This is a genomic window from Variovorax atrisoli 110B (assembly GCF_000382045.1).
Taxonomy (GTDB): Bacteria; Pseudomonadota; Gammaproteobacteria; order Burkholderiales; family Burkholderiaceae_C; genus Variovorax; species Variovorax atrisoli.
Window position 1 is genome coordinate 65,674 of sequence record NZ_KB907454.1, and the last position, 23,035, is coordinate 88,708.

The 23,035-nt window shown below is 69.2% G+C and carries 19 protein-coding genes; 13 read left to right on the forward strand and 6 right to left on the reverse strand.

What is annotated here, in order from left to right; genetic code table 11:
• Positions 1 to 10: 10 nt before the first annotated feature.
• From G369_RS35880 to G369_RS0116475, 11 genes are all read left to right on the forward strand, one after another.
• A complete protein-coding gene (locus tag G369_RS35880) occupies positions 11 to 1,540 on the forward strand; it encodes an ABC transporter ATP-binding protein (protein ID WP_019655107.1) in 1,530 nt (509 codons plus the stop codon).
• Positions 1,533 to 2,678 (forward strand): ABC transporter permease, encoded by a 1,146-nt coding sequence (locus tag G369_RS0116430; RefSeq protein WP_019655108.1) that lies wholly within the window; start codon positions 1,533 to 1,535, stop codon positions 2,676 to 2,678. Before G369_RS35880 ends, G369_RS0116430 begins: the two co-directional genes overlap by 8 nt.
• Positions 2,679 to 2,680: 2 nt before the next feature.
• Positions 2,681 to 3,601 (forward strand): ABC transporter permease, encoded by a 921-nt coding sequence (locus G369_RS0116435; RefSeq protein ID WP_019655109.1) that lies wholly within the window; start codon positions 2,681 to 2,683, stop codon positions 3,599 to 3,601.
• A gap of 49 nt (positions 3,602 to 3,650) precedes the next feature.
• Entirely contained in the window at positions 3,651 to 4,823 is a 1,173-nt protein-coding gene (locus G369_RS0116440; protein ID WP_019655110.1) for a BMP family ABC transporter substrate-binding protein, read from the forward strand.
• A 320-nt stretch (positions 4,824 to 5,143) separates the two neighbouring features.
• Complete coding sequence (locus tag G369_RS0116445) at positions 5,144 to 9,181, forward strand: TOMM system kinase/cyclase fusion protein (RefSeq protein WP_019655111.1); 4,038 nt, start codon at positions 5,144 to 5,146, stop codon at positions 9,179 to 9,181.
• An 18-nt stretch (positions 9,182 to 9,199) separates the two neighbouring features.
• The gene (locus tag G369_RS0116450; RefSeq protein WP_019655112.1) at positions 9,200 to 9,991 is read left to right on the forward strand and encodes a BMA_0021/BMA_0022 family TOMM bacteriocin; all 792 of its coding nucleotides are present in this window, start codon (positions 9,200 to 9,202) and stop codon (positions 9,989 to 9,991) included.
• Between the two features lie 94 nt (positions 9,992 to 10,085).
• Positions 10,086 to 10,844: a class I SAM-dependent methyltransferase gene (locus G369_RS0116455; RefSeq protein ID WP_019655113.1), complete on the forward strand. Its 759-nt coding sequence runs from the start codon at positions 10,086 to 10,088 to the stop codon at positions 10,842 to 10,844.
• A gap of 4 nt (positions 10,845 to 10,848) precedes the next feature.
• Positions 10,849 to 12,984 (forward strand): TOMM precursor leader peptide-binding protein, encoded by a 2,136-nt coding sequence (locus tag G369_RS0116460; protein ID WP_019655114.1) that lies wholly within the window; start codon positions 10,849 to 10,851, stop codon positions 12,982 to 12,984.
• A gap of 22 nt (positions 12,985 to 13,006) precedes the next feature.
• A complete protein-coding gene (locus G369_RS0116465) occupies positions 13,007 to 13,963 on the forward strand; it encodes an FHA domain-containing protein (protein ID WP_019655115.1) in 957 nt (318 codons plus the stop codon).
• Positions 13,964 to 14,069: 106 nt separating this feature from the next.
• On the forward strand, positions 14,070 to 14,729 hold the full coding sequence (locus G369_RS0116470; protein ID WP_026346424.1) for a RhiA family protein: 660 nt from the start codon (positions 14,070 to 14,072) through the stop codon (positions 14,727 to 14,729).
• A 171-nt stretch (positions 14,730 to 14,900) separates the two neighbouring features.
• Entirely contained in the window at positions 14,901 to 15,236 is a 336-nt protein-coding gene (locus G369_RS0116475) for a hypothetical protein (protein WP_019655117.1), read from the forward strand.
• A 132-nt stretch (positions 15,237 to 15,368) separates the two neighbouring features.
• On the opposite strand, the gene G369_RS0116480 is transcribed toward G369_RS0116475, so the two are convergent.
• The 5 genes from G369_RS0116480 to G369_RS0116500 all read right to left on the reverse strand — a co-directional run bounded on the left by G369_RS0116480 (position 15,369) and on the right by G369_RS0116500 (position 19,506).
• Positions 15,369 to 15,761, reverse strand: coding sequence for a nuclear transport factor 2 family protein (locus tag G369_RS0116480; protein ID WP_019655118.1), 393 nt, complete (start codon positions 15,759 to 15,761; stop codon positions 15,369 to 15,371).
• 104 nt (positions 15,762 to 15,865) lie between these two features.
• Entirely contained in the window at positions 15,866 to 17,146 is a 1,281-nt protein-coding gene (locus tag G369_RS0116485) for an NAD(P)/FAD-dependent oxidoreductase (protein ID WP_019655119.1), read from the reverse strand.
• Positions 17,143 to 17,904, reverse strand: a complete 762-nt coding sequence (locus tag G369_RS0116490) for an amino acid ABC transporter ATP-binding protein (protein WP_019655120.1) — start codon at positions 17,902 to 17,904, stop codon at positions 17,143 to 17,145. The genes G369_RS0116485 and G369_RS0116490 overlap by 4 nt, the downstream gene beginning before the upstream one ends.
• Complete coding sequence (gene ehuD / locus G369_RS0116495) at positions 17,901 to 18,572, reverse strand: ectoine/hydroxyectoine ABC transporter permease subunit EhuD (RefSeq protein ID WP_019655121.1); 672 nt, start codon at positions 18,570 to 18,572, stop codon at positions 17,901 to 17,903. Before ehuD ends, G369_RS0116490 begins: the two co-directional genes overlap by 4 nt.
• 166 nt (positions 18,573 to 18,738) lie before the next feature.
• Positions 18,739 to 19,506: an ABC transporter substrate-binding protein gene (locus tag G369_RS0116500; protein ID WP_019655122.1), complete on the reverse strand. Its 768-nt coding sequence runs from the start codon at positions 19,504 to 19,506 to the stop codon at positions 18,739 to 18,741.
• A gap of 195 nt (positions 19,507 to 19,701) precedes the next feature.
• Between G369_RS0116500 and G369_RS0116505 the strand changes: the two genes are divergently transcribed.
• Both G369_RS0116505 and G369_RS0116510 read left to right on the forward strand, forming a co-directional pair.
• Complete coding sequence (locus tag G369_RS0116505) at positions 19,702 to 20,505, forward strand: IclR family transcriptional regulator (RefSeq protein ID WP_019655123.1); 804 nt, start codon at positions 19,702 to 19,704, stop codon at positions 20,503 to 20,505.
• An 83-nt stretch (positions 20,506 to 20,588) separates the two neighbouring features.
• Positions 20,589 to 21,650, forward strand: a complete 1,062-nt coding sequence (locus G369_RS0116510) for an adenosine deaminase (RefSeq protein WP_019655124.1) — start codon at positions 20,589 to 20,591, stop codon at positions 21,648 to 21,650.
• Here the strand turns inward: G369_RS0116510 and G369_RS0116515 are convergent.
• The gene (locus G369_RS0116515; protein WP_020723106.1) at positions 21,611 to 22,924 is read right to left on the reverse strand and encodes an MFS transporter; all 1,314 of its coding nucleotides are present in this window, start codon (positions 22,922 to 22,924) and stop codon (positions 21,611 to 21,613) included. The two genes, G369_RS0116510 and G369_RS0116515, sit on opposite strands and share 40 nt — an antisense overlap.
• Between the last annotated feature and the right edge of the window lie 111 nt (positions 22,925 to 23,035).

Consider the following 23,035-nt stretch of genomic DNA (forward strand, 5'->3'; position numbering starts at 1 on the left):
GAAACCCGGCATGACAACCCCCAGACTCCAGCTCGCTCACATCACCAAGCGGTATCCCGCGGTGGTGGCCAACAGCGACATCTCCCTGAGCGTCGCGCCCGGCGAAATCCACGCCGTGCTCGGCGAGAACGGCGCCGGCAAGTCGACCCTGATGAAGATCATCTACGGCTCGGTGAAGCCCGACGAAGGCACGGTGATGTTCGACGGCCAGGCCGTCAGCCTGCGCAACCCCCAGCAGGCGAGAGCGCTGGGCATCAGCATGGTGTTCCAGCACTTCAGCCTGTTCGACACGCTCACCGTGGCCGAGAACGTCTGGCTGGGCCTGGACAAGTCGCTGCAGCTGGCCGAGGTCACGCGCAGCATCACGGCCAAGGCGAGCGAGTACGGCCTCGACATCGACCCGGCGCGGCCGGTGCACACGCTCTCGGTGGGCGAGATGCAGCGGGTGGAGATCATCCGCGCGCTGCTCACCAACCCCAAGCTGCTGATCCTCGACGAGCCAACCTCGGTGCTCACGCCGCAGGCGGTGATCAAGCTCTTCACGGTGCTGAAGAAGCTGTCTTCCGAGGGCTGCAGCATCCTCTACATCAGCCACAAGCTGCACGAGATCCAGGAGCTGTGCAGCGCCTGCACGGTGCTGCGCGGCGGCAAGGTGACGGGGGTGTGCAACCCGCAGAACGAGAGCACGCAGTCGCTGTCGCGGCTGATGATCGGCAGTGAGCCGCCGCCGCTGCAGCACCGGCCGGTGCACGCCGGCGCGGTCGCGCTGCGCGTCGACGGACTGTCGCTGGCGCGAGAGGACCAGTTCGGCGTCGATCTCGACGGCATCTCCTTCGAGGTGCGCGCGGGGGAGGTCGTCGGCATCGCGGGCGTGTCGGGCAACGGCCAGAAGGAGCTGCTGTACGCGCTCTCCGGCGAGGACGTGCGGGCCGAGGCGCCGATGGTGCGCGTGTTCGACAAGCCGGCCGGCCGTCTGCGCCCGCGCGCGCGCCGCGCGCTGGGCCTGCACTTCGTGCCCGAGGAGCGGCTGGGCCGCGGCGCCGTGCCCACGCTGGGGCTCGCGCACAACCTGCTGCTCACGCGCAGCGAGGCGGTGGGCCGGGGCGGGTGGATCAGCACCGGCACGCTGGAGCGGCAGGCCAGGTCCATCATCGAGCGCTTCAAGGTCAAGGCCGGCGGTCCGAAGGCGGCGGCGCGCTCGCTGTCGGGCGGCAACCTGCAGAAGTTCATCGTCGGGCGCGAGATCGACGCCAAGCCGAAGCTCTTCGTCGTCTCGCAGCCTACCTGGGGCGTGGACGTGGGCGCGGCCGCGCTGATCCACGCCGAGATCCTGGCGCTGCGCGACGCGGGCTGCGCGGTGCTGGTGATCAGCGAGGAGCTCGACGAGCTCTTCAACATCAGCGACCGGCTGCACGTGATCGCCAAGGGGCGGCTGTCGCCTTCCATCGACCGTGCCGCAGCCACGCTGCCGCAGATCGGCGAGTGGATGAGCGGCCTGTGGCACGGCGCCGGCAAGACTGCGGAGGCGGCCCATGCTTAAGCTCGAACCGCGTCCGGAGCTCTCGCGCTTCTGGAGCTATGCATCGCCGATCCTGGCGCTGCTGATCACCGTGCTGATCGGCGTGGCGCTGTTCGCCGCGCTCGGCAAGGACCCGGTCAAGGGCCTGCTGGTGTTCTTCTACGAGCCCATCAAGAACGGCTACGCCATCGGCGAGCTGATGGTGAAGGCGACTCCGCTGCTCATCATCGCGCTGGGGCTGGCGGTGTGCTTCCGCTCCAACGTGTGGAACATCGGCGCCGAGGGGCAGTTCGTGTTCGGCGCCATCGCGGCGGGCGGCGTGGCGCTGCTGGCCGACAAGAACACGGGGCAGTGGATCGTCGTGGCCATCCTGTTGGCGGGCATCCTGGGCGGCATGGTGTGGGCGGGCATCGTCGCCTTCCTGCGCGACAAGTGCAACGCCAACGAGATCCTGGTGAGCCTGATGCTGGTCTACGTGGCCACGCTGCTGCTGGGCTACATGGTCTACGGGCCGTGGAAGGACCCGCACGGCTACAACTTCCCGCAGACCAAGACCTTCGAGGCGGTCACGCAGATCCCGCGCCTGTTCAAGGGCTCGCGCGTGAGCATCGGCCTGGTGATCGCATTGGTGGGAGCGGGGGCGCTGTGGGTGTTCCTGTTCCGCACGCGCGCGGGCTTCGCGCAGCAGGTCGGCGGGCTGGCGCCCGCGGCTTCGCGCTACGCCGGCTTCTCCGCGCGGCGCGCGGTATGGATCGCGCTGCTGACTTCGGGCGCCGCCGCGGGCCTGGCCGGTGCGCTGGAGGTGGCAGGGCCGCTGGGCCAGCTCACGCCCTACGTGCCGGCGGGCTACGGCTTCGCGGCCATCATCGTGGCCTTCGTCGGACGGCTGCATCCGGTGGGCATGATCTTCTCTGCCATCCTGATGAGCATGTTCTACATCGGCGGCGAACTGGCGCAGTCGCGGCTCGGCCTGCCCAAGTCGCTGACCGGCGTGTTCCAGGGGCTGCTGCTGTTCACGCTGCTGGCCTGCGACACGCTCATTGCCTACCGCATCAAGCGCAAGGCGGCTGCGAAGGCTGCCTCCATGACCACCGCCTCCTTGCAGGCGAGCACGCCCATTACCGCGCCCGTCGCGCGTGCCACCGAAGGGAGCCACTGACCATGGAAAGCTACGCACTCCTGCTCGGCTCCACGCTGAGCGCGGGCACCGTGCTCGCCATCGCGGCGCTGGGCCTGCTCATCAACGAGAAGGCCGGCATCGTCAACCTCGGCGCCGAGGGGATGATGCTGTGCGCCGCCATCGCGGGCTTCGCGACGGTCGTCACCACGCACAACCCCTGGCTGGGCTTTCTGGCCGGCATGGCGGCGGGCGCGCTGCTCGCAGCCTTCTTCGGCGTGCTGGTGATCTGGCTCAACACCAACCAGTACGCGACGGGCCTCGCGCTGAGTCTCTTCGGCGTGGGCTTCTCGGCCTTCGCGGGCATCAGCTTCGTGCAGGCCAAGCTGCCCGAAAGCGCCTCGTACGCCATTCCGGTGCTGGGCGACATCCCGCTGGTCGGGCCGGCTCTGTTCCGCCATCACCCGATGGTGTATTTCGCGGTGGTGCTGACCTTCGCGCTGATCTGGTTCCTCTACCGCACGCGCGCCGGCCTGGTGCTGCGCTCGGTGGGCGAGTCGCCGGAGTCGGCGCATGCGCTGGGCTATCCGGTGCGGCGCATCCGCTTCATGGCGGTGATCGCGGGCGGTGCGCTGTGCGGGCTGGCGGGCGCGTATCTCTCGACGGTGTACACGCCGCTGTGGGTCGAGGGCATGGTGGCCGGCCGCGGCTGGATCGCGCTCGCGCTCACCACCTTCGCCACCTGGCGGCCGGTGCGCGTGCTGCTGGGCGCCTACCTGTTCGGCGGCGTGTCGATGCTGGGCTTCCACCTGCAAAGCAGCGGCGTGGACGTGCCGGCGCAGTTCCTCAGCATGCTGCAGTACATCGCGCCGATCGTGGTGCTGGCGCTGATCTCGCGCAACCCGGCCTTCATCCGCGCCAACATGCCGGCTTCCATCGGGAAACCGTTCTACCCCGGCTCATAATCGCGTTTCTCTTTTTCCCGCCAACCTGTCCTTTTGAGGATTTCCGACAATGAATGATCTGAACAAGCGCTCCCTGCTCAAGCTGGCCGCCCTCACGGCTGTCGCTTCGGCGGCCCTGATCGGCTGCGGCAAGAAAGAAGAAGCGGCGGCTCCTGCGGCTGCACCCGCGCCGGCCCCGGCACCCGCCGCAGCGGCCCCGGCACCGGCAGCGCCGCTGAACATCGCATTCGCATACGTCGGCCCGGTTGGCGATGGCGGCTGGACCTTCGCGCACGACAACGCCCGCAAGGCGCTTGAGAAGGAATTCGGCGACAAGATCAAGACCACCTTCGTCGAGAGCGTGCCCGAGGGCGCGGACGCCGAGCGCGTGTTCCGCGACATGGTCGGCCAGGGCAACAAGCTGATCTTCGGCACCACCTTCGGCTACATGGAGCCCATGCTGAAGGTCGCGGCCGACAACAAGGAAGTGAAGTTCGAGCACGCCACCGGCTACAAGACCTCGGACAACATGCGCACCTACGACAGCCGCACGTACGAGGGCGCGTACATGGCCGGCATCATCGCCGGCGCCATGACCAAGAGCAACACGCTGGGCGTGGTCGGCTCGGTGCCGATCCCCGAGGTGCTGCGCAACATCAACAGCTTCACGCTGGGCGCGCAATCGGTGAACCCGAAGATCACGACCAAGGTCGTGTGGGTGAACGAATGGTTCAGCCCGCCGAAGGAAACCGAGGCCGCCACCGCCCTCATCAACGGCGGCGCCGACGTGCTGTTCCAGAACACCGATTCGCCGGCCGTGCTCAAGACCGCGCAGGAAAAGGGCAAGCGCGCCTTCGGTTGGGACTCCGACATGACCGCCTACGGTCCCAAGGCCCACCTGGCCTCGGCCACCATCAACTGGGCCCCGTACTACATCAAGGCCACCCAGGAAGCCCTGGACGGCAAGTGGACCACCGGCCAGGCCTGGTGGGGCGTGAAGGAAGGCGCGATCGACCTCGTGTCCATCGCCGAGGACGTGCCGGCCGAGACCAAGGCCAAGGTCGAGGAAGTGAAGAAGGGCCTGAAGGACGGCAGCTTCGTGATCTGGAAGGGCCCGATCCTCGGCCAGGACGGCAAGGAGGTGGTCGCCAAGGACGCGGTGGCCGACGACAAGTTCCTGTCGGGCGTCAACTTCTACGTCAAGGGCGTCGAAGGCAAGGTGCCCGGCGGCGACAAGAAGTAGGCTCGCCCCCAGGCTGCGCGCACTGCGTGTCGCTGCGCCAACCCCCTACCCCGGGGGCAGCACCTGCGGCCCGGCGAAGCCGGTTCCGCGGTGCTCTCGAATAGGACTTGGCGTGTGTGATGTAGTTCACACATATACACCGAAAAGTTCTAACAACCCGCACTTGTTGCGGGTTTTCTTTTTTTGAGGGGTTACCTACCTGAAACCTCTCTGCCTCCGCTAAAGTAACAATTAGTGTCACTATTGCGTGCCGCCGCAGGGCGGAACGCGGCCGAGGCGAGTCCCGGAGGCCATCAACGCTCCATCACGACGAGACTGAAATGCAGGACGCAGTCACCAATCCCACGCACCCGGCGTTGCAGCCGAATCTGCCCGATCCGCTGGAGATTCCCGGTTACGAATTGCTGGAGGAGCTGGGCGCCGGCGGTTACGGCACGGTATATCGCGCACTGCAGAAGAGCACGGGCACCGTCGTCGCGATCAAGGTCGTGAAGCTGCAGGTGGGAAGCCAGCGCGTGGCGCGCTTCCATCGCGAGACGAAGCTGTGCGCCTCGCTGCACCACCCGCACATCGTGCAGCTGCTCGACAAAGGCGAGCAGGGCCCTTGCGTCTACGGCGTCTTCGAGTACGTGCCGGGCGAGACGCTCACCAGCCTGATCCGCCGCAAGGGCGCGCTCACGGCCACCGAGACGGGCCACCTGATGGCCGAGGTGCTCGACGCGCTGGACTGCGCGCACAGCGCCGGCATCGTGCACCGCGACCTGAAGCCCGACAACGTGATGGTGACCTTCACCGGCGCCGTCCCGCACGCGAAGGTGCTGGACTTCGGCATCGGCACCGTCATTCCGTCGAACCGCAGCGACGAGTTCCCCACGCTCACGATGACCGACGAGGCGCTGGGCACGCCGGCCTACAGCGCGCCCGAGCAGCTGCGCGGCGAGCCGCCCGGCGTGAAGTCGGACCTGTACGCGTGGGGGCTGATGTTCATCGAGTGCCTCACCGGCGCGCCGGCCATCCGTGGCGCTTCGGCGGCCGAGATCCTTCACCAGCAGCTGAGTCCGCTGGAGGTGCCGCTGCCGGCGGAGATCGCCAGCCACCCGGTGGCCTCCGTGCTGCGGCAGGCGCTGCGCAAGAAGGCTGCCGACCGCAGCGATTCCGCCGCCACGCTGCTGGCCGAGCTCGGCCGCCTGCGGCTGGACGATCTCGTGGGCGTGCTGCGTTCGGCCAAGCAGGCGCAGGACGAAGCGCTCGCGCAGACCGTGATCACCGCGCGCGGCTTCTCCGAGAAGCGCCAGCTCACCGTGCTGTGCTGCAGCGTCTCGGTGTGGCCCGACGCGGCCGACGACGACAGCGCCGACGAGGCCCTGCCTTCCAACATCGAGAACCTCGAACTGCTCCAGCGCAACGAGCTGGCCCTGTTCTCCGAGACCGCGACCCGCCGCGGCGGCCTGCTCGCGGGCACGCTGGGCGACCGGATGATCGTGCTCTTCGGCTATCCGCACGCCAGCGACACCGACGCGCGCCAGGCCGGCCGCACGGCCATGGAGCTGATCGCGCTGAGCCGCCAGCGCTCCGCCGCCATCGAGCAGGAGCACGGCGTGCACCTCGGTATCCGCATGGGCATGCACACCGGCATGGCGATCGTCGCGGCCGGAGAGATCCCGTCGGGCCATGCCGTCAACGTCGCGGTGCGGCTCGAGGGCGTGGCCGACACCGGCACACTGCTGGCGAGCGAGAGCAGCTACCGCCTGCTGAGCCGCCACGCCAGCTTCGACAAGGCCGGCACGGTGACGCTGCCGGGCCAGTCCGGCGGCATCCAGACCTACCGCCTCGGCGGCGACCAGCAGGCGCTCGCCTCCGACGGCTTCGCCGAGCAGGCGCTGCATAAGGCCTGCATCGGCCGCGAGGCCGAACTGCAGCAGCTGAGTACGGCATGGGCACGGGCCCGCGAAGGGCAGGGCGGCGCGGTGTGGATCCGCGGCGAGCCGGGCATCGGCAAGTCGTGCCTGGCCGACGTGCTGCGCGAGCAGGTCGCCAAGGAAGGGCTGCAGACCGTCGTCGCGCAGTGCCAGCCCGAGAACCAGAACAACGCGCTGACGCCGTTCCTCGCGCTGCTGCGCCAGCGCCTCGACGCCATGCCCGACGCCGCGTCGCCCGAGGCCCGCCGCGAGCGCCTGCGCGAGGCCCTGCAGGCCGCAGGCTGCGACGGCGAGGCCGTGCTGCCGATCTTCTGCGCGTGGCTGTCGCTGCCGCTGGGCGACCGCGCGCCGAGCCAGATGTCGCCGCCGATGCAGAAGGCGCTGCTGCTGCAATCGATCGCGCAGTGGCTGTTGCACATGGCCGAGTCGGCGGCGGTGCTGCTGCTGCTGGAGGACGTGCACTGGGCCGACCCCACGACCATCGAATTCGTCGAGCAACTCATCGCCCAGCTGCCGCAGCGCCGCGTGCTGCTGGTGCTCACCGCGCGCCCCGAATGGGTCAAGCCCGACGCCATGCAGGCCGAGCGCATCGAGGTGCGCCGGCTCGAGGACGCGCAGGCCGCCGAGCTGGCGCGCCAGGCGCTGGCGCCGCGCGTCGTCGCGCCGCAGGTGATCGACAACGTGGTGCAGCGCACCGACGGCGTGCCGCTGTTCATCCAGGAGATGGCGCGCATGATGCTCGACGCCTACCTGGTCGAGAAGGACCACGTCTGGGTCTTCAAGGACACGGCCCAGCCTGCCGCGATTCCGGTCACGCTGCGGGACTCGCTGGTGAGCCGCTTCGACCGGCTCGGCCCCGTCAAGGGCCTGCTGCAGCTCGCCGCCACCATCGGGCGCCAGTTCGATGCCGAGCTGCTGTGCGCCTGCTCGGGCAAGAGCGCCGAGGCGATGGACAAGGACATGGCCGTGCTGCTCGACGCGGGCCTCGTCGCCCCGGCCGGTCAGCCGGGCAGCTTCATCTTCCGCCACGCGCTGATCCGCGACACCGCCTACGAGAGCATGCTGGTCGCGCAGCGCCGGCAGCTGCACCGCAACGTCGCGCAGACGCTGATGGACAGCCAGCCGCAGTACGTGGCGAACGAACCCGGCAACGTGGCCCAGCACTGGGCCGACGCGGGCGAATACGCGCAGGCGGTGGCGCTGGCGGTGCGCCAGCTGCGCATCACGCAGCACCGCTCGCTCAACGACGAAACGATTTCCTACGCCCAGCACATCGACGGCTGGATGGCGCACCTCGAAGGCGAGGCGCAGCGCGAGGCGCGGCTGGACGTGAACAGCTACGTCACGCAGGCCATGATGAACAAGTACGGCTGGGCGCATGCGCAGGTGGTCGACCGCATCGCGCTGTCGCAGGAGCTGCTGTCCGACGAGGTGCCGCGCGAGAAGCAGGTGCAGCACCTGTGGACGCTCATCACCTTCCACCACGTGGCCAGCAACCGCGCCGAGGTGCAGCAGCTGAGCAACCGCCTGCTCGACCAGGCCGTGCAGGCGCAGGACCAGGGCGTGTTCGTCGCGGCGCAGACCTACCTCGGCCTCGCGCACTATTCCGACGGTGACTTCGAGCGCGCCGAGCAGTCGCTGACGGACGCCGTCGATCGCTACGACCCCGAGGCCCATGCGCACCATGCGGCCGACTTCGGCTTCGACACCCGCGTGTGGGCGACCACCGGCCGTGCGCTGGTGCGCTGGTTCGCGGGCCACGACGCGGCCGCGCGCGCCGATGCGACCAATGCCGTGCGCTGGGCCCGCGAGATGTCGCACATCCCGTCGCTGAGCATGGCGCTGCTCTACCAGAGCCTGGGCCACCAGGGCCGCAACGACAAGGCGCGCGCGCTAGTGAGCACCGGCGAGCTGCTGGGCATCACGCAGCGCTACGGCCTGCCGGCGTTCCAGGGCTACGCCGAGATCATCCGCTGCTGGGCCACCGGCGACGTCGGCAACATCGCGCAGGCCGACGGCTGGATCCAGGCGCTGTGGGCCATGGGCTGCCGCTACTGCCAGACCTACTACCGCGCCTTCGCCGCCGACACGCTGGCCGCCAACGGACGCTGGGACGAGGCGCTGGAGCGCATCGACGAGTGCCTGCGCATGACGGACGAACTCAAGGAAGGGCTCTACCGCTCGGAGCTGCACCTGCAGAAGGCCCGCTACCTGCAGGCCGCCGGCGGCGAGCGCGAGACGGTGGCCGCGTGCTTCGCCAAAGCCGCCGAGGTGGCGCGCGAGGGCGCCAAGTACAGAACCGAATACGAGGCGCTGTCGGCGATGCAGGCACTGGCGGATTCCGCCTCGCCCGACATCGCCAAGCGCCTGAAGAATCTGGCCGGGCTGCGGCCGGAGTTGCCCGCGCGCGTGCCGACGCACGCGACGATTTCCTCTTGAACCAAGGATGAAGTAATCATGACTTTCCAAGTCCAAAGCGGTGATCCGCTGCTCGAGTTCCGCCTGGCCTACCTGCGCGCCATCGCCCGCTCGTGGCAGGACGACGCCTACCGCCGCGAACTGCTCGACCAGCAGGACATCCAGCCGATGCTGCACCGCGACTTCGGCCTGCCGACCGCTTGGCCCCAGCTCGACGTGTCGCTGTTCCTGAGCCCCGACCCGGCCCAGCGCGCCGAATGGAAGCCGATGCTCACCTCCGGCTGGGTCGGCCCCGACGATTCCTTCGTGATCGTGCTGCCGCAGGCCCCGGGCTCCAACGCCACCGAGGCGCTGGCCGCCTACTACCAGCTGTTCCCGAACTTCATGGGTTCCGCCGCCTCCTTCGAAGCGGCCGTGCCGCCGCCCGGCATCGTCGGCGGCGCGCTGCCCACGGGCCTGGGCATTCCCGGCGGCGGCGACGGCTCGCTGCTGGCCTTCGGCGGCGTGGTGCTGCGCGCGATCGCCATCGCGTGGCAGTCGCCCGAGCTGCTCTACGAGCTGACGCGCGACCCCGAGACCGACAAGGCGAACGTGCTGAGCCAATGGCTGGGCTACAACAACCCGTTCAACTTCAAGATCCTGTTCACCACCAACTCGGCCTTCACCTGGGACGCCGCGAAGGGCGAATGGAACCAGAAGAACGCCGACGGCACCGCGATCAAGAACGCCATCCGCCTGAACTACCCGACGGCACCGGTGGAAGAGAGCATGCGCGCCATCGCGCTCACGTCGTACAACAACACGGGCGACCCCTATCCGTTCACCTGCTGAGTCCGAGGCAGCCCAGGGGCCGGCCGCAGGCGCGCTGCAGGGCGCCACGGCCACGCTCCTGCTGACGCTGGCCGCGCGCGCCAATTCCGGCGCCGTGGCCGACGCGTCGGTGTTCTCCGATCCCGAGGCGCGTCGCATCGCCGCGTCGCTGCCCTTCGACATCTCGGCCTATGCGGCCGATCCGGGCTTCGTGCGCAGCATCGTGCTGCGCGCGGCGCTCTTCGATCGCTTCGCGGCCGATTTCCTTTCAAGTCATCCCGGCGCCCTGTGCATCACGCTGGGCGCGGGGCTGTGCACGCGCCGCAGCCGGCTGGGTGCCGCTGCGGCAGGCTCGCGCTGGCTCAACATCGACCTGCCTGAGGCCATCGAGCTGCGTGCGCAGCACCTGCCGCGCAATCGAGACGATGAGTCCGGAAGCGATCTCGCCTGCTCCGTGCTCGACGAACACTGGCTCGACGCCGCCGGCCTGCCCGGCGAGCGCCCGGTGCTGGTGATGCTGGAGGGCGTGTGCCCCTACCTGCCGCAGGCGCCGCTGGAGGCCGTGCTGCGCAGCCTCGCCGAGCGCTTCGAGCAGGCCGCGAACCCGTGCGTCGTGGTGCTCGACCACGTGCATCCGGTGCTCGCCGCGCAGTCGATGGCCGTGGGGGGCATGCGGCTGCCGGTGGTGTCGGGCTTCGAGAACGCGGCGCAGATCGCGCGGCTGCATCCGTCGATGCGGGTGCTCTCGGAGGACCACATCTACGGACAGTTCTCGGACAGGCACCGGCTCTTCGAGGCGGCGTTCCGGGCCACGACGGGCTCATCGCCCTACGGCGTGGTGCAGCTCGCACTGGGGCCGCGCGGCGATGGGTAGCGCCATGGCACCCGACTTCTTCGCCGACGTCTTCCGCTGGCACGACCGCTTCCTGCCGCCGGTGGTGCTGCAGGACCGCCTGCTGCTGGCCAGCGAGAACGACCTGCTGGTGCTGGGTTCGCCCGGCGTCATGGCGATGGAGCGCGTGCTGCGCCAGGGCGTCAGCCTCGCCGCGTATTGCAGTACCGGGGAAGGTGCCGCGCAGCTCGCGCAGATGCTCCATGCGCTGGAGGCGCTGTCGCGCCAGGGGCTCGTGCGGCCCGCAGCAAAGGGCGATGCGGATTCGTGGCTGGTTCCCGACTTCTCGGCGGCGCCCGCGCGCACCGCGCTTTCGGCCGACATGGACGTCGTCGCGCTGTCGAAGGCCGTCGGCGACGACGCGGCCGCCCGCTGGGCACGGTCGCTGCCTGCGGGCGCCGGACTCACTGTCGTCTTCTGCGACGACTACCTCGACCCCCGGTTCGCCGCCATCGACGCGCAGCAGCGCGCCTCGGGCCGTTCGTGGCTGCTGGTCAAGCCGACCGGCGAGCAGGCCATGGCCGGGCCGGTCTTCAGGCCTGACGGGCCATGCTGGCGCTGCCTCGCGCATCGCTGGCTCGGGAATCGTCCGGCCCGTGCCTGGTGGCAATCGCGGCATGGCAGCGCCGGCAGCGGCGCGCCGGTGCGTGCGGGCGAGGGGCTCGTCGCCGGGCGGCTCGACCAGTTGCTCCCGGTGGCGCTGCAGCTTGCGAATCAGGCTGATGGTGCCGAGGTGCGGACGCTGGATTCGCCACAGCCGCATGTCGTCGCCCTCCGCCCTCAATGCCCGCACTGCGGAACGCCTGACCTCGTGGCCCGCCGGCAGCGCGAGCGCGTCGTGCTGGCGCCGGGCCTGCCCACCGCGAGCCATGACGGCGGCTGGCGCACCGTACCGGCGTCGGTCACGGTCCAGCGGCTGATGCGCCACGTGAGCCCGCTCACCGGCGCCGTGGCGCGGATCGTGCCGCTGAACGCCGAGGCCGAGGGCGCGCTGACCGTCTACCGCAGCGAGATCTTCAGGACGCCGCCGCCCGGCGACGACGAGATGCCCGGCGTGCTGACCCAGGTGTGCCTGGGCAAGGGCATGTCGATGGAGCAGTCCCGCGCCAGCGCGCTGTGCGAGGCGGCCGAGCGGCACTCGGCCTTCTTCCGGGGCGACGAGGCCTGGGTGGTCGCAGCCGCCGCCGACCTGGACGCGCCCCGCATCGAACCGCAGGCGCTGGCGCTCTTCAGCCAGCGGCAGCGCGAGCGCTTCGGCACGCACAAGCCGCCGCATGCCGTGGCCCCGTCCGCTTCGCCGCATGAAGCGCCGACGTGGTGGGCGCCCGCCTGGTCGCTGACCGCCGACGCGCGCCGCTACCTGCCGCTGGGCTTCTGCTTCGCCAATGCGCCGGTGCAGAGCCAGTTCCACGTGGGCTGGACCTCGAACGGCTGCGCGGCGGGCAACACGCGCGAAGAGGCCATCCTCCAGGGCTTTCTCGAACTGGTGGAGCGCGACGCCGCCGCCGTCTGGTGGTACGGGCGGCACCGCCGGCCGGAAGTCGGGCTCGACAGCCTGTCCGGCGAAATCCTCCAGCGCATCGAGCGCACCTGCGGCCCGCGCTGGGAGCGCTGGGTGCTCGACATCACGCACGACTTCGGCATTCCGGTGGTGGTGGCGGTCGGCCGCCATCTGGACACGGGCGCCTGGGCCGTCGGCTTCGGCTGCAGCCCCGATCGCGCGCTGGCTTGCGAGCGGGCACTCACGGAGATGAGCCAGCTGATCGCGGCGGGCAAGAGCTTCGAGGTGCCGGCGGCCGAAGCCGCCGACGAGGGAGCACCGGCTTTCCTTTTGCCGGCCGGCACCGCGCCGGTTTCGGCCGCGCCTGCCGCCCGCAGCGACATCTCGGAGGAGATCCGCCGCTGCGTGGCCATTGCCGCCTCGCTCGGGCTGGAAACCATCGTCCTCGACCACACGCGGCCCGACCTTCCGTTGTGCACCGTGAAGGTGGTGGTGCCCGGTCTGTGCCACATCTGGCCGGAACTGGGCAATCCGCGGCTTTACCGCGTGCCCGTCGCCCTCGGATGGCGCGACACTCCCCTGCAGGAGAGCGAATTGAATCCGCAGGCGCTGTACGTCTGAGATCGCGTAGGAGAATGCGGCGATGGCCATCTTCAGGAACAAGCTCGACCGGCGCGCCATCGTGCTGCGGCCGGTGCATGCCTTCGGCCGGCGCGCCTCTGTCTGCCAGACGGTGCTGCAGGCGCCCGACGTGTCCCAGGTCCACGCGATGGTGCGGTGGAACCGGCAGGCATGGGAAATCGTCGACCAGAGCCGCAACGGCACCACGCTGAACGGGCAGCGCCTGCCCAGCGGCCGCTGGACGGCGCTGCCCGCCGGCGCCGAGGTCCGCATGGGCATCGGCGACGAGTCGGTCTGGACCGCGGAAGACCTCGCCGCGCCGGCCACCTGCCTCTTTCCCTCGGGTGCAGGCGACGGCGGCGCGGGCGACATCGTGGAGCTGAACCCGCGCGAGAACCTGCTGCCGGACGACCATGAACCCGAGGCGAACGTCTACTTCCAGGACGGCAAGTGGATGCTCGAGCACATCGACGGCATCGAGCTGCTGGGCGACGGCGCCATGGTGCGCACATCGTCCAGCACCTGGGAGTTCGTGCTGTGCGACGACCTCGACCTCACCTCCGAGACGCCCATATCGACGCCCATGCCGGTGCCGATGTCGGCCGACGTGGCCCTGCATTTCGAGGTCAGCCAGGACGAGGAGCACACGAGCCTGAACCTGGTGACACAGGGCAGGTCGGTGCCGCTGGGCGAGCGCATCCACCACTACACCCTGGTCACGCTCGCGCGTCTGCGCCAGAAGGATGCCCAGCGCGGCATCGCGCCGCAGAGCCAGGGCTGGATCGGGCTGGACGAGCTGTCGCGCATGCTGGGGGTGGAGCCCTCGTACGTGAACATCCAGATCTTCCGCGCCAAGCACCAGATCCTGAACGCGCTGCCGCCGCACCTGGTCGAGCCGCCGCTTGTCGAGCGCCGGCGCGGCACCGTGCGCCTAGGCAACTACCCCTTCGAAATTCGTGGCGGGGCGCAACCGCTGTAATCGTATGTAATTCAAATCGCTCCCTGCGCTCCCTAGAGTGACGACCAGTGCGGTGCCAGCGTGGCCCGTGCTGCCGCCATCACTCTGTTTCATTCGGGAAGTCGCCATGGGAATGATCCATTCCGTCACGGTCAACAACCATGCCAGCCATCCAGGCTGCTTCATGGTGTTCCAGAACGACCCGACGCAGCTCGCGCCGAATGCGCTGTCGCTGGCCTGGTTCACGAAGTTCTCCAACCCGGGGCCAACCTCCCGCGTCAAGTTCCAGTGGAGCGTCGACGTGGGCTTCGCCTGGGCCGAGACCGGCGAGCTGCAGCCGGGCGCCCAGTTCATCCCGACCGAAACCTACGAGCCGAGCGGACCCAACAACAAGATCACCCTCGACTGCAATCGCACCTACCGGTTCGTGAACCCCACCCAGGGGCCGGAACAGTCCAGGCTCTATCTCGCTCAGTCGGCGGCCGTTCCGGCCAGGTCGGCCGCCGCCGTGGGCGTGACCATGGGCGGCAGCACCGTGTACGCGGTGCAGGCGCGCACCGGCCAGAACCTGGCCTTCTCGCCGCATCCGAAGTACTTCATCGCCTACGGCGACTTCGAGGAAGGCGACGTGATCGATGCCGGAGCGATCGGCAACCCGCTGGAGCTGGCGTTTCCGCCCGGCGTCTACGCACTGACCACCACGCTCAACGCGGACGGAAGCTGGGACCAGCCGGAGAGCCTGGCCCTTTCGAACGCCAGCCGCCTGCGAATGCTCGCGGCTGCATGAGCGCCAAGCCTGTCACACACCTTGTGGCTTCGTTGAGGACGACGACCATGAAGAAACCAAGCACCTGCCACCCTGACCACCCAGCCACGTCCGGCACGACGCCGGCGGTGGCCATCGAACTCCAGGAGTACGGCCATGTACATGCGGCAAGCAACAGTTGAGAGAGTGGCCATGCGGCGCGTGTGCCTGGTGCCCAGGGGGGCACGCCTGGAGGATCCGCAGGTCGACTGCCTGCCGATGGAGGAGTCGGTCTGGGAGCGCGGCTACACGCTGGTGATCGATGAGGTCAAGCGCGGGGTGCTGCAGGACTTCTGGAAGAACTACTACGGCGCTTCCGCCGAGATGGCGATGTCGGGCAACCGGCTGATGGAACTGCGCAAGGACATCATGGCGATCACGCCCGACTGCCTGGGCGAGCCGGCCGTGTTCCAGTTCCTCGTGCAGCTGACCCGCATGTGCGTGCGGGCCTACAGCCAGCAGGGCACGCTGCAGGTCGTGGCCGAATAAGGCTCTCCCCCAGGCTCCGCGCACTTCGTGTCGCTTCGCCAACCCCCTTCCGGGGGCGACACCTGGGGCCCGGCGGAGCCGGTTCCGCGGTGTCCCGCGACTGGAGCAGGGTGAGGCGTGCAGCCGGGGCGGTCAGGAGGCGGGCGCCTGCAGCTGGGCGCCCATCTTCTGGTGGATCAGGTTCACGGCCTTCAGCGGGCGCAGCATCACCTTGAACTCGGTGATCTTTCCTTCGTCGTTCCACTTCATCATGTCGACGCCGTTGATCTGGATCCCGTCGAGCTCCAGTGCGAATTCGAGCACCGCGTCGCGCTCCGACTTCAGCTCTCGCACGTAGCGGAAGCTCTCATTGAAGAAGACCTGGAAGGCCGCGGCCAGGTATTTGTGGGTGATGCGCTTGCCCACCTGGGGCGTGTGCACCACCGGCGAATGGAAGACGGCGGAGTCGTCGAGCAGGGCGTCGAGCCCGGCCACGTCGCGTTCCTTGACGAGCCGGTGCCAGGTGGCGAGGGTGTCGATCGGCATGAGTCTCCTGGGGCTTTTGTGGTCGATGCCCGCCATTTGACGCAGGCGCGGCCTGCATGGCAAGGCGCCGCGCGCACCTAGGCGACTTTGCAGCGACCCGCGCCTCAGGACAGCCGGTCCAGCAGGCTGTACCAGGCCACGCCGCCCGCAATGTAGAAGCGCTGCAGCCCGTGCAGCGGAATCGGCCGGATCGGCGACACCGGGTACGGAAAATCCGCCCCCGCATCCAGCATCCGCGCCGCCACGTGCCTGCCCATGCTCGTGGCCAGCGCGATGCCCCGGCCGTTGTAGCCCAGCGCGATCGTCATGCCCGGCGCCGGCGTGTGCACGTGCGGCATGAAGTCGCGCGTGACGGCGATCCGGCCGGCCCAGCGGTACTCGTAGCGCAGCGGACCGAGCTGCGGGAACAGCAGCTCCAGCGAGCGCTCCAGGTGCGCGAAATCGGCCGGTCCGCCCGGGTCGGCGAAATGGCCGCGCCCGCCCATCAGCAGGCGACCCTGTGCGTCCTTGCGGAAGTACAGCAGCAGGCGCTGCGAGGTCGAGGCCGTCTCCCCGCGCGGCAGGATGGCGTGGGCCGCCGCGCCCTTCAGCGGTTCGGTCGCCACGATGAAGCTGTTGGCCGCCAGCACCGTGCGCTTCAGGCCCGGCCACAGCGCGCCCGTGTAGCCATTGGTGGCGATGAGCACCTGCTCGGCGGTGACGCTCGCGCCGGTCGACGTGCTCGCATGCCAGTGCGTGCCGCGCCGTTCCAGCGCCGTGACTTCGGTGCCGCCGTGCACCGCAGCGCCCAGGCCCTGGGCGGCGCGCACCAGCCCGCGCGTGTAGGCCAGCGGCTGGATGCCGCCGGCGCGGCCGTCCAGCCATCCGCCGGCGAAAGTATCGGTGCCCAGCCGGGCCGCGACGGCCGCGCGGTCGAGTGCTTCCGTCCTGGCGCCGCGCCTGGCCCATTGCGCGGCGCGCGCGTGCAGGCCGGCCACGTCCTTCTCCGAATAGGAAAGCTGCAGCCAGCCGTTGCGCACCGGCTGGCAGTCGATGCCGTGGCGCGCGATCAGGTCGAACACCAGGTCGGCTGAACCCGACACCGCGTCGATCAGCGGCTCGGCGCGCTCGGCGCCGAAGATCCGCACGAGTTCGTCGGGGTCGTGTTTCAGCGTCGGGTTCACCTGCCCGCCGTTGCGCCCCGAGGCGCCCCAGCCGGGCTCGTGCGCCTCCAGCACGCAGACCTGCGCGCCGGCCTCGGCCAGGTGCAGCGCGGCCGAGAGGCCCGTGAAGCCGCCGCCGACGATCAGCACGTCGGCCCTGCGCGATTCGGCCAGCGGCGGTGTCGGCGGGGCAGGGGGCGCAGTGGCGGCCCAGAGGGAAGGTGGCAGTGCGCCAGCGCTCATGCGCGCACCTCCGCGGACGCCGCGGCACCGGAAGGATGCAGCACGCGCCGCAGGAAGTCCTGCGTGCGCGCATGGCGGGGGGCGCCCAGCACCTGTGCGGCCGGGCCTTCCTCCACGATGCTGCCGCTGTGCAGGAAGCACACGCGGTCGGCCACCTCGCGGGCGAAGCCCATCTCGTGCGTGACCACGATCATGGTCATGCCCTCGTCGGCCAGCGCGCGCATCACGCCGAGCACGTCGCCGACCAGCTCGGGGTCGAGCGCCGACGTGGGCTCGTCGAACAGCATGGCCTCGGGCTTCATCGCGAGCGCGCGGGCGATGGCCACGCGCTGCTGCTGCCCGCCCGAGAGCTGCGCGGGCCAGGCCTGCGCCTTCTCGGCCAGGCCGACCTTGGCCAGCAGCGCCAGGGCTTCCTCGCGTGCCTGCGCCGCGCCCTGGCGCAGCACGTGCACGGGGCCTTCCATCACGTTCTCCAGCACCGTGCGGTGCGGGAACAGGTTGAAGCGCTGGAACACCATGCCCATGCGGCTGCGCAGCCGGTGGATGTTGGGCGCGTTGCGGTCCACGCGCTCGCCGAAGGCGCGGATCTCGCCGCCCTCGTAAGACTCCAGCGCGTTGATGCAGCGAAGCACGGTCGACTTGCCCGAGCCCGAAGGGCCGATCAGGCACACCACCTCGCCCTTGTCCACGTGCAGGCTCACGCCCTGCAGCACGCGGTGCGCGCCGAAGCGCTTCTCCAGTCCCTCGACGTGGATCATGGCTGTTTCCTCCCGGCGGCGAAGCGCTTCTCGAGACGGCGCAGTCCCCACACCAGCGGCAGGCTCATCAGCAGGTAGAGCAGGGCGACCAGCGTGTAAACGGTCATGTTCTGGAAGGTGGACGAGGCGATGAGCTGGCCCGCGCGCGTCATCTCGGCCACGGTGATGGTCGAGACCAGCGAGGAGTCCTTCAGCATCATCACCAGCGTGTTGCCGTAGGGCGGCAGCGCGATGCGGAAGGCCTGCGGCAATATCACCCGCCGCATGATCAGCGCCGAGCGCATGCCCATGGCCTGCGCCGCTTCGCGCTGGCCCGGGTCGACCGCCTCGATGCCCGCGCGGAAGTTCTCCGCCTGGTAGGCCGAGTAGGCGATGCCCAGCCCGATCACGCCGGCCTGGAAGGCCGTGAGCTGCACGCCGAAATCCGGCAGCACGAAGTAGATGTAGAACAGCTGCACGATGATCGGCAGCCCGCGAATCACGTTGATGACCGCGGTGGCCGCCATCGACAACGGGCGCACCGGCGAGAGCTTCATCAGCGCCAGGCCCAGGCCGATCACGCTGCTCAGCAGGAAGGAAAGCACGGTCACCTGCACGGTGACGATCGCGCCCTGCAGGAGGATCGGCAGGAAGTCCTGCGCGTGCTGCAGGAAGGTGGGAGCAGCCATCTACGTCATTCCTTTCGCTCGACGCGCGGCACGTCAAATCGGCCGGCCGACGCAATCAGACCCGTTCGCGGAACACCGCGGAACCGACTTTGCCGGGCCGCAGGTGTTGCCCCCTGCAAGGGGGTCGGCGCAGCGACACGAAGCGCGCGAAGCCCGGGGGTGTGCATCAGATGCCCCACTTCTGGACGATCTTGGCGAGCGTGCCATCGGCCTTGATCGCCGCGATCGCCTTGTTGATGCGTGCCAGCGTCTCGGTGTCGCCCTTGCGCACCACCAGGCAGACGTCGCCCACGTTCACGGCCTTGTAGCTGTCGACCAGCTTCACGCCGGGGAAGGTGTTCTGGCGGATCTGGTAGGCCATGATGGGCTGGTCGCCGAGGCCGGCCTTGATGCGCCCGAGCGAGAGGTCGCGCGTCATGTCGGCCACCGAGTCGTAGCTGCGCACCTCCTTGAAGATGCCCTTCTTGTTGAGCATGTCGAGGAACACGGTGCCGACCTGCGCGCCCACCACCTCGCCCTTGAGCTCGTCGAGCGAGACGTAGGCGCGGGTGTCGTCCGCCTTGACGATCAGGCCCTCGCCATAGGAGTACACCGGGTCGCTGAAGTCGACCACCTCCTGGCGCGCGGGCGTCTTCAGCATGGCGGCCGAGACGATGTCGATCTTGCGCGCGGTGAGCGAGGGGATGAGCGCCGAGAACACCGTCTGCTGCACGTTCACGTTGAAACCTCCCGCCTTGCCCACGGCGGTGACGGTGTCGACCATCATTCCCTGGATGCTGTTGGTCTTCACGTCGAGGAAGGTGAACGGCACGCCGGTGGCGGTGGCGCCCACGTTGAAGGTGGGCGCGGCGCCCTGTGCGGCCGCCAGCGAGGCGGCGCCGGCGAAGCAAAGACCCAGGGCCAGGCGATGAAGGCGGCGAACGATGCGATTCATGGAAGCACTCCTCGAAGGAAGGGAAGTTGAAGAAGAAGGTGAGTGGAGATGAGCGAATACGGTCGGTGGCCGAGATGCAACATGCATGCCAATATTCGATTCTTTTGAATCTCTCATCAATAAATGAAAACCACTAGTCGAATCTAAAGTATCGATATTCGATATTTAGATCGGCTGTCGCTATACTCCCCAGCCATGGACGCCACACCCGACACAGCCCCCGAAGACAGCCAGAGCCTGCTTTTCAACCAGTCGCTGGAAAAGGGCCTGGCGGTGCTGCGCGCCTTCAGCGCCCGGCGCCGCACCATGACGCTGGCCGACGTGGCCGAGGCCACCGACATCACCAAGAGCTCGGCCCAGCGCATGGTCTTCACGCTCGAGAAGCTGGGCTACGTGCGCAAGCATCCGAAGACGCGGCGCTACCAGCTGACGCCGCGCGTCATGGAGATCGGCTTCAACTACCTCGCGGCGCACTCGCTGATCGACGTGGCCAACCCGTTCCTGTCGGAGCTCACCAAGGTGACGACCGAGACCTCCTGCCTCACGGAGCCCGACGGGCTGGACATGGTCTACGTGGCGCGCTTCGTGAGCGCGCAGTTCGTGCCGGTGCACATGCCCATCGGCAGCCGCATCCCCATGTACTGCACTGCTTCCGGGCGCGCCTTCCTGAGCGCGCTGCCCGAGGATGAGGCACGCGCGCTCATCGAGTCGTCCGACCGCGTGGCCCACACCATGCACACCCGCACCGGCGTGGACGAGATCATGGAAGAGCTGCGCCAGGCGCGGCAGCAGGGCTTCGCCACCAATGCCGAGGAACTCTTCCTGGGCGACATGACCATCGCCGCACCCGTGCTGGGCGCGCAGGGGCGGCCGGTGGCCTCGGTGCACGTGGTGGCGCCCACCAGCCGCTGGACGCTGGAGGAAGCGGTGCGCAAGCTGGCGCCCACCCTGCTGCTTTGCGCGCGCTCGCTCACCAGCTCGGCGCGCAGCGTGGATTGACGGCATAAGCTTTCCGGCATGGCGCCGGCCGCTGCTGCCCTTATGCTTTGCGAAGTCCCAACGCAGCATCCGCAGCCCCCACCATGACCGATTTCCGCCCCGCCTACGACAAGAGCTTCGACCGCATCGCCGCCGACCGCCTGCCCGCGCTGCTGCGCGCCATGCCCAAGGCGGAACTGCACATGCACATCGAGGGCTCGCTGGAGCCCGAACTCATCTTCGCGCTCGCCCAGCGCAACGGCGTGTCCATTCCCTACGCCAGCGTCGAGGAGCTGCGCAAGGCCTACGCCTTCACCAACCTGCAGAGCTTCCTCGACATCTACTACGCCGGCGCCAGCGTGCTGCTCAAGGAGCAGGACTTCTACGACATGGCCTGGGCCTACCTGGAGCGCGCCGCCGCCGACAACGTGGTGCACACCGAGATGTTCTTCGACCCGCAGACGCACACCGCGCGCGGCGTGCCGATGGAGACGGTGATCGACGGCCTGCACCGCGCGTGCACCGACGCACGCTCGAAGCTGGGCGTGAGCGCCGCGCTCATCCTGTGCTTCCTGCGCCACCTCAGCGAGGAAGAGGCCTTCGAGACGCTGGAGCAGGCGCTGCCCTACCGCGACAAGTTCATCGGCGTGGGGCTCGATTCGAGTGAAGTGGGCCATCCGCCCGAGAAGTTCGCCCGCGTGTTCGCGCGCTGCCGCGAGCTGGGCTTCCACTTGGTCGCCCACGCCGGCGAGGAGGGCCCGCCCGAATACGTGTGGAGCGCGCTCGACGTGCTGAAGGTCGAGCGCGTCGACCATGGCGTGCAGAGCACCAAGGACCCCGAGCTGATGAAGCGCCTTGCGAAGGATCGCATTCCGCTGACCGTGTGCCCGCTGTCGAACCTCAAGCTCTGCGTGTTCTCCGACCTGTCGAAGCACAACCTCGGCGCCCTGCTGGACGCGGGGCTGGTGGCCACCGTCAACTCCGACGACCCGGCCTACTTCGGCGGCTACATGAACCAGAACTTCACCGAGACCTTCTCGGCCACCGGCCTGAGCGTGCAGCAGGCCTGGCAGCTCGCGGCGAACAGCTTCGAGGGCAGCTTCATCGACGAGGTCGCCAAGCGCGCCTACGTCGACCGGCTCAACGCCGTCTTCGCGAGCTTCTGATCGGCGGCGGCGGGCCGCGCCACCAGCAGCGGCATCGCCACCAGCGCGCAGGCGCTGGCCGCCAGCCACACCATCGGCCAGCCCTGCAGCGCCAGCAGGTGCGGAATGGAGAAGGGCGTGACGAAGCACACCAGGAACACGCTGGTGTTCGCCATCCCCAGTGCGGTGCCGGCACGCGATGCGCCCGCCAGCGTGGCGAGTTCGGTATAGGCCACGCCGTGCCAAGCCGACACGCACACGCCGCTCACGCCCAGCAGCACCACCAGCGCGATGCGAAGTGCCGGTGAGTCGGCAGCGTGCGTGCCTGCGGCCAGTGCCAGTGCAGCGAGGCCTGCGAACAGCACAACGGTGAGCCCGCTGCAGGCGCGCAGGTAGGCCGGCCGGTTCCTGTTGCGGTCGGTCCAGCGGCCGCTCCACACGCGCATGACCATCGCGCCGACCTGCACGAACACCATCGTCGCGGTGATGGTCGCCAGGCCCGCATGGCCGAAGTCGTGCAGGAACACCGTGCCGAAGGAGAGCACCGCGAACTGCGGCGCGCAAAGAATGCCGATGCCGGCCACGATGCGCCACACGCGCGCGTCGCGCAGCGGTCCGCTCTTCGGCACGGCGGCTGCAGTCGGCACGGCCTTGTCGCCGCCCGCCGCGATGGGCGGCTCGTGCACCCACGCCCAGCTCATCGCCGCGCTCAGCGCGCACAGCAGCGCCAGCAGGCCGTAGAGCGCCGCGAAGCCGAAGTGCAGCGCGACGAAGGGCAGCACCAGCGCGCCGATGCCGCCGCCCATCGGCACGGCGGTCTGGCGGATGCTCATCGCGAGGCCGCGCTCGCTGGCGTCGAACCAGGTCATCACCGCGCGGCCGCTGGCGCCGTTGACGCTCCCGCCCAGCAGCCCCACCAGCAGCAGCCCGCTGCCGAGCCAGCCCAGGCCCGGAATGTGCCCTGCGGCGGGCGCGGCCCACAGCGCCATCGCGATCAGCGCGAGGGCCGTGCTGCCCAGGCCCGCCAGCAGCACGGGCCGATCGCCCCAGCGGTCGGTCAGCAGGCCCCAGGGCAGCTCGCTCACCGCGATGCCCAGGCCCATGAGGCCCAGCACCAGCCCGAGGGTGGCGTTGTCGAGCTGGTAGCCGGTGCGCATCAGCACGGCCGTCATCGGAATGCCGCTGAAGGCCACCGAGAAGGCGGCGTTGGCCGCCACGCCTGCCGCCAGCACCTTCCAGCGGTGGCGCGGGGTGAATGAAGAAGAGGAGGGGTGGGTGGAGAGGGAGTGGGTCATCTTGCCGGGCAGTTTCCGCTTCGGCAAAGGTTTTGAAAATCAGAAAATAATTGGCGAATCGTCCTGAAAAACGGGATGATCGCCCTCAACCCCAAAACCCGGAAAGAGCCG

Coding starts and splice junctions, on each gene's coding strand:
- G369_RS35880 (WP_019655107.1), top strand. CDS start 11: ATGACAACCCCCAGACTCCAGCTCGCTCACATCACCAAGCGGTATCCC.
- G369_RS0116505 (WP_019655123.1), top strand. CDS start 19,702: ATGGACGCCACACCCGACACAGCCCCCGAAGACAGCCAGAGCCTGCTT.
- G369_RS0116450 (WP_019655112.1), top strand. CDS start 9,200: ATGACTTTCCAAGTCCAAAGCGGTGATCCGCTGCTCGAGTTCCGCCTG.
- G369_RS0116460 (WP_019655114.1), top strand. CDS start 10,849: ATGGCACCCGACTTCTTCGCCGACGTCTTCCGCTGGCACGACCGCTTC.
- G369_RS0116490 (WP_019655120.1), bottom strand. CDS start 17,904: ATGATCCACGTCGAGGGACTGGAGAAGCGCTTCGGCGCGCACCGCGTG.
- G369_RS0116445 (WP_019655111.1), top strand. CDS start 5,144: ATGCAGGACGCAGTCACCAATCCCACGCACCCGGCGTTGCAGCCGAAT.
- G369_RS0116430 (WP_019655108.1), top strand. CDS start 1,533: ATGCTTAAGCTCGAACCGCGTCCGGAGCTCTCGCGCTTCTGGAGCTAT.
- G369_RS0116440 (WP_019655110.1), top strand. CDS start 3,651: ATGAATGATCTGAACAAGCGCTCCCTGCTCAAGCTGGCCGCCCTCACG.
- G369_RS0116480 (WP_019655118.1), bottom strand. CDS start 15,761: ATGCCGATCGACACCCTCGCCACCTGGCACCGGCTCGTCAAGGAACGC.
- G369_RS0116465 (WP_019655115.1), top strand. CDS start 13,007: ATGGCCATCTTCAGGAACAAGCTCGACCGGCGCGCCATCGTGCTGCGG.
- G369_RS0116475 (WP_019655117.1), top strand. CDS start 14,901: ATGCGGCGCGTGTGCCTGGTGCCCAGGGGGGCACGCCTGGAGGATCCG.
- ehuD (WP_019655121.1), bottom strand. CDS start 18,572: ATGGCTGCTCCCACCTTCCTGCAGCACGCGCAGGACTTCCTGCCGATC.
- G369_RS0116500 (WP_019655122.1), bottom strand. CDS start 19,506: ATGAATCGCATCGTTCGCCGCCTTCATCGCCTGGCCCTGGGTCTTTGC.
- G369_RS0116435 (WP_019655109.1), top strand. CDS start 2,681: ATGGAAAGCTACGCACTCCTGCTCGGCTCCACGCTGAGCGCGGGCACC.
- G369_RS0116485 (WP_019655119.1), bottom strand. CDS start 17,146: ATGAGCGCTGGCGCACTGCCACCTTCCCTCTGGGCCGCCACTGCGCCC.
- G369_RS0116515 (WP_020723106.1), bottom strand. CDS start 22,924: ATGACCCACTCCCTCTCCACCCACCCCTCCTCTTCTTCATTCACCCCG.
- G369_RS0116470 (WP_026346424.1), top strand. CDS start 14,070: ATGGGAATGATCCATTCCGTCACGGTCAACAACCATGCCAGCCATCCA.
- G369_RS0116510 (WP_019655124.1), top strand. CDS start 20,589: ATGACCGATTTCCGCCCCGCCTACGACAAGAGCTTCGACCGCATCGCC.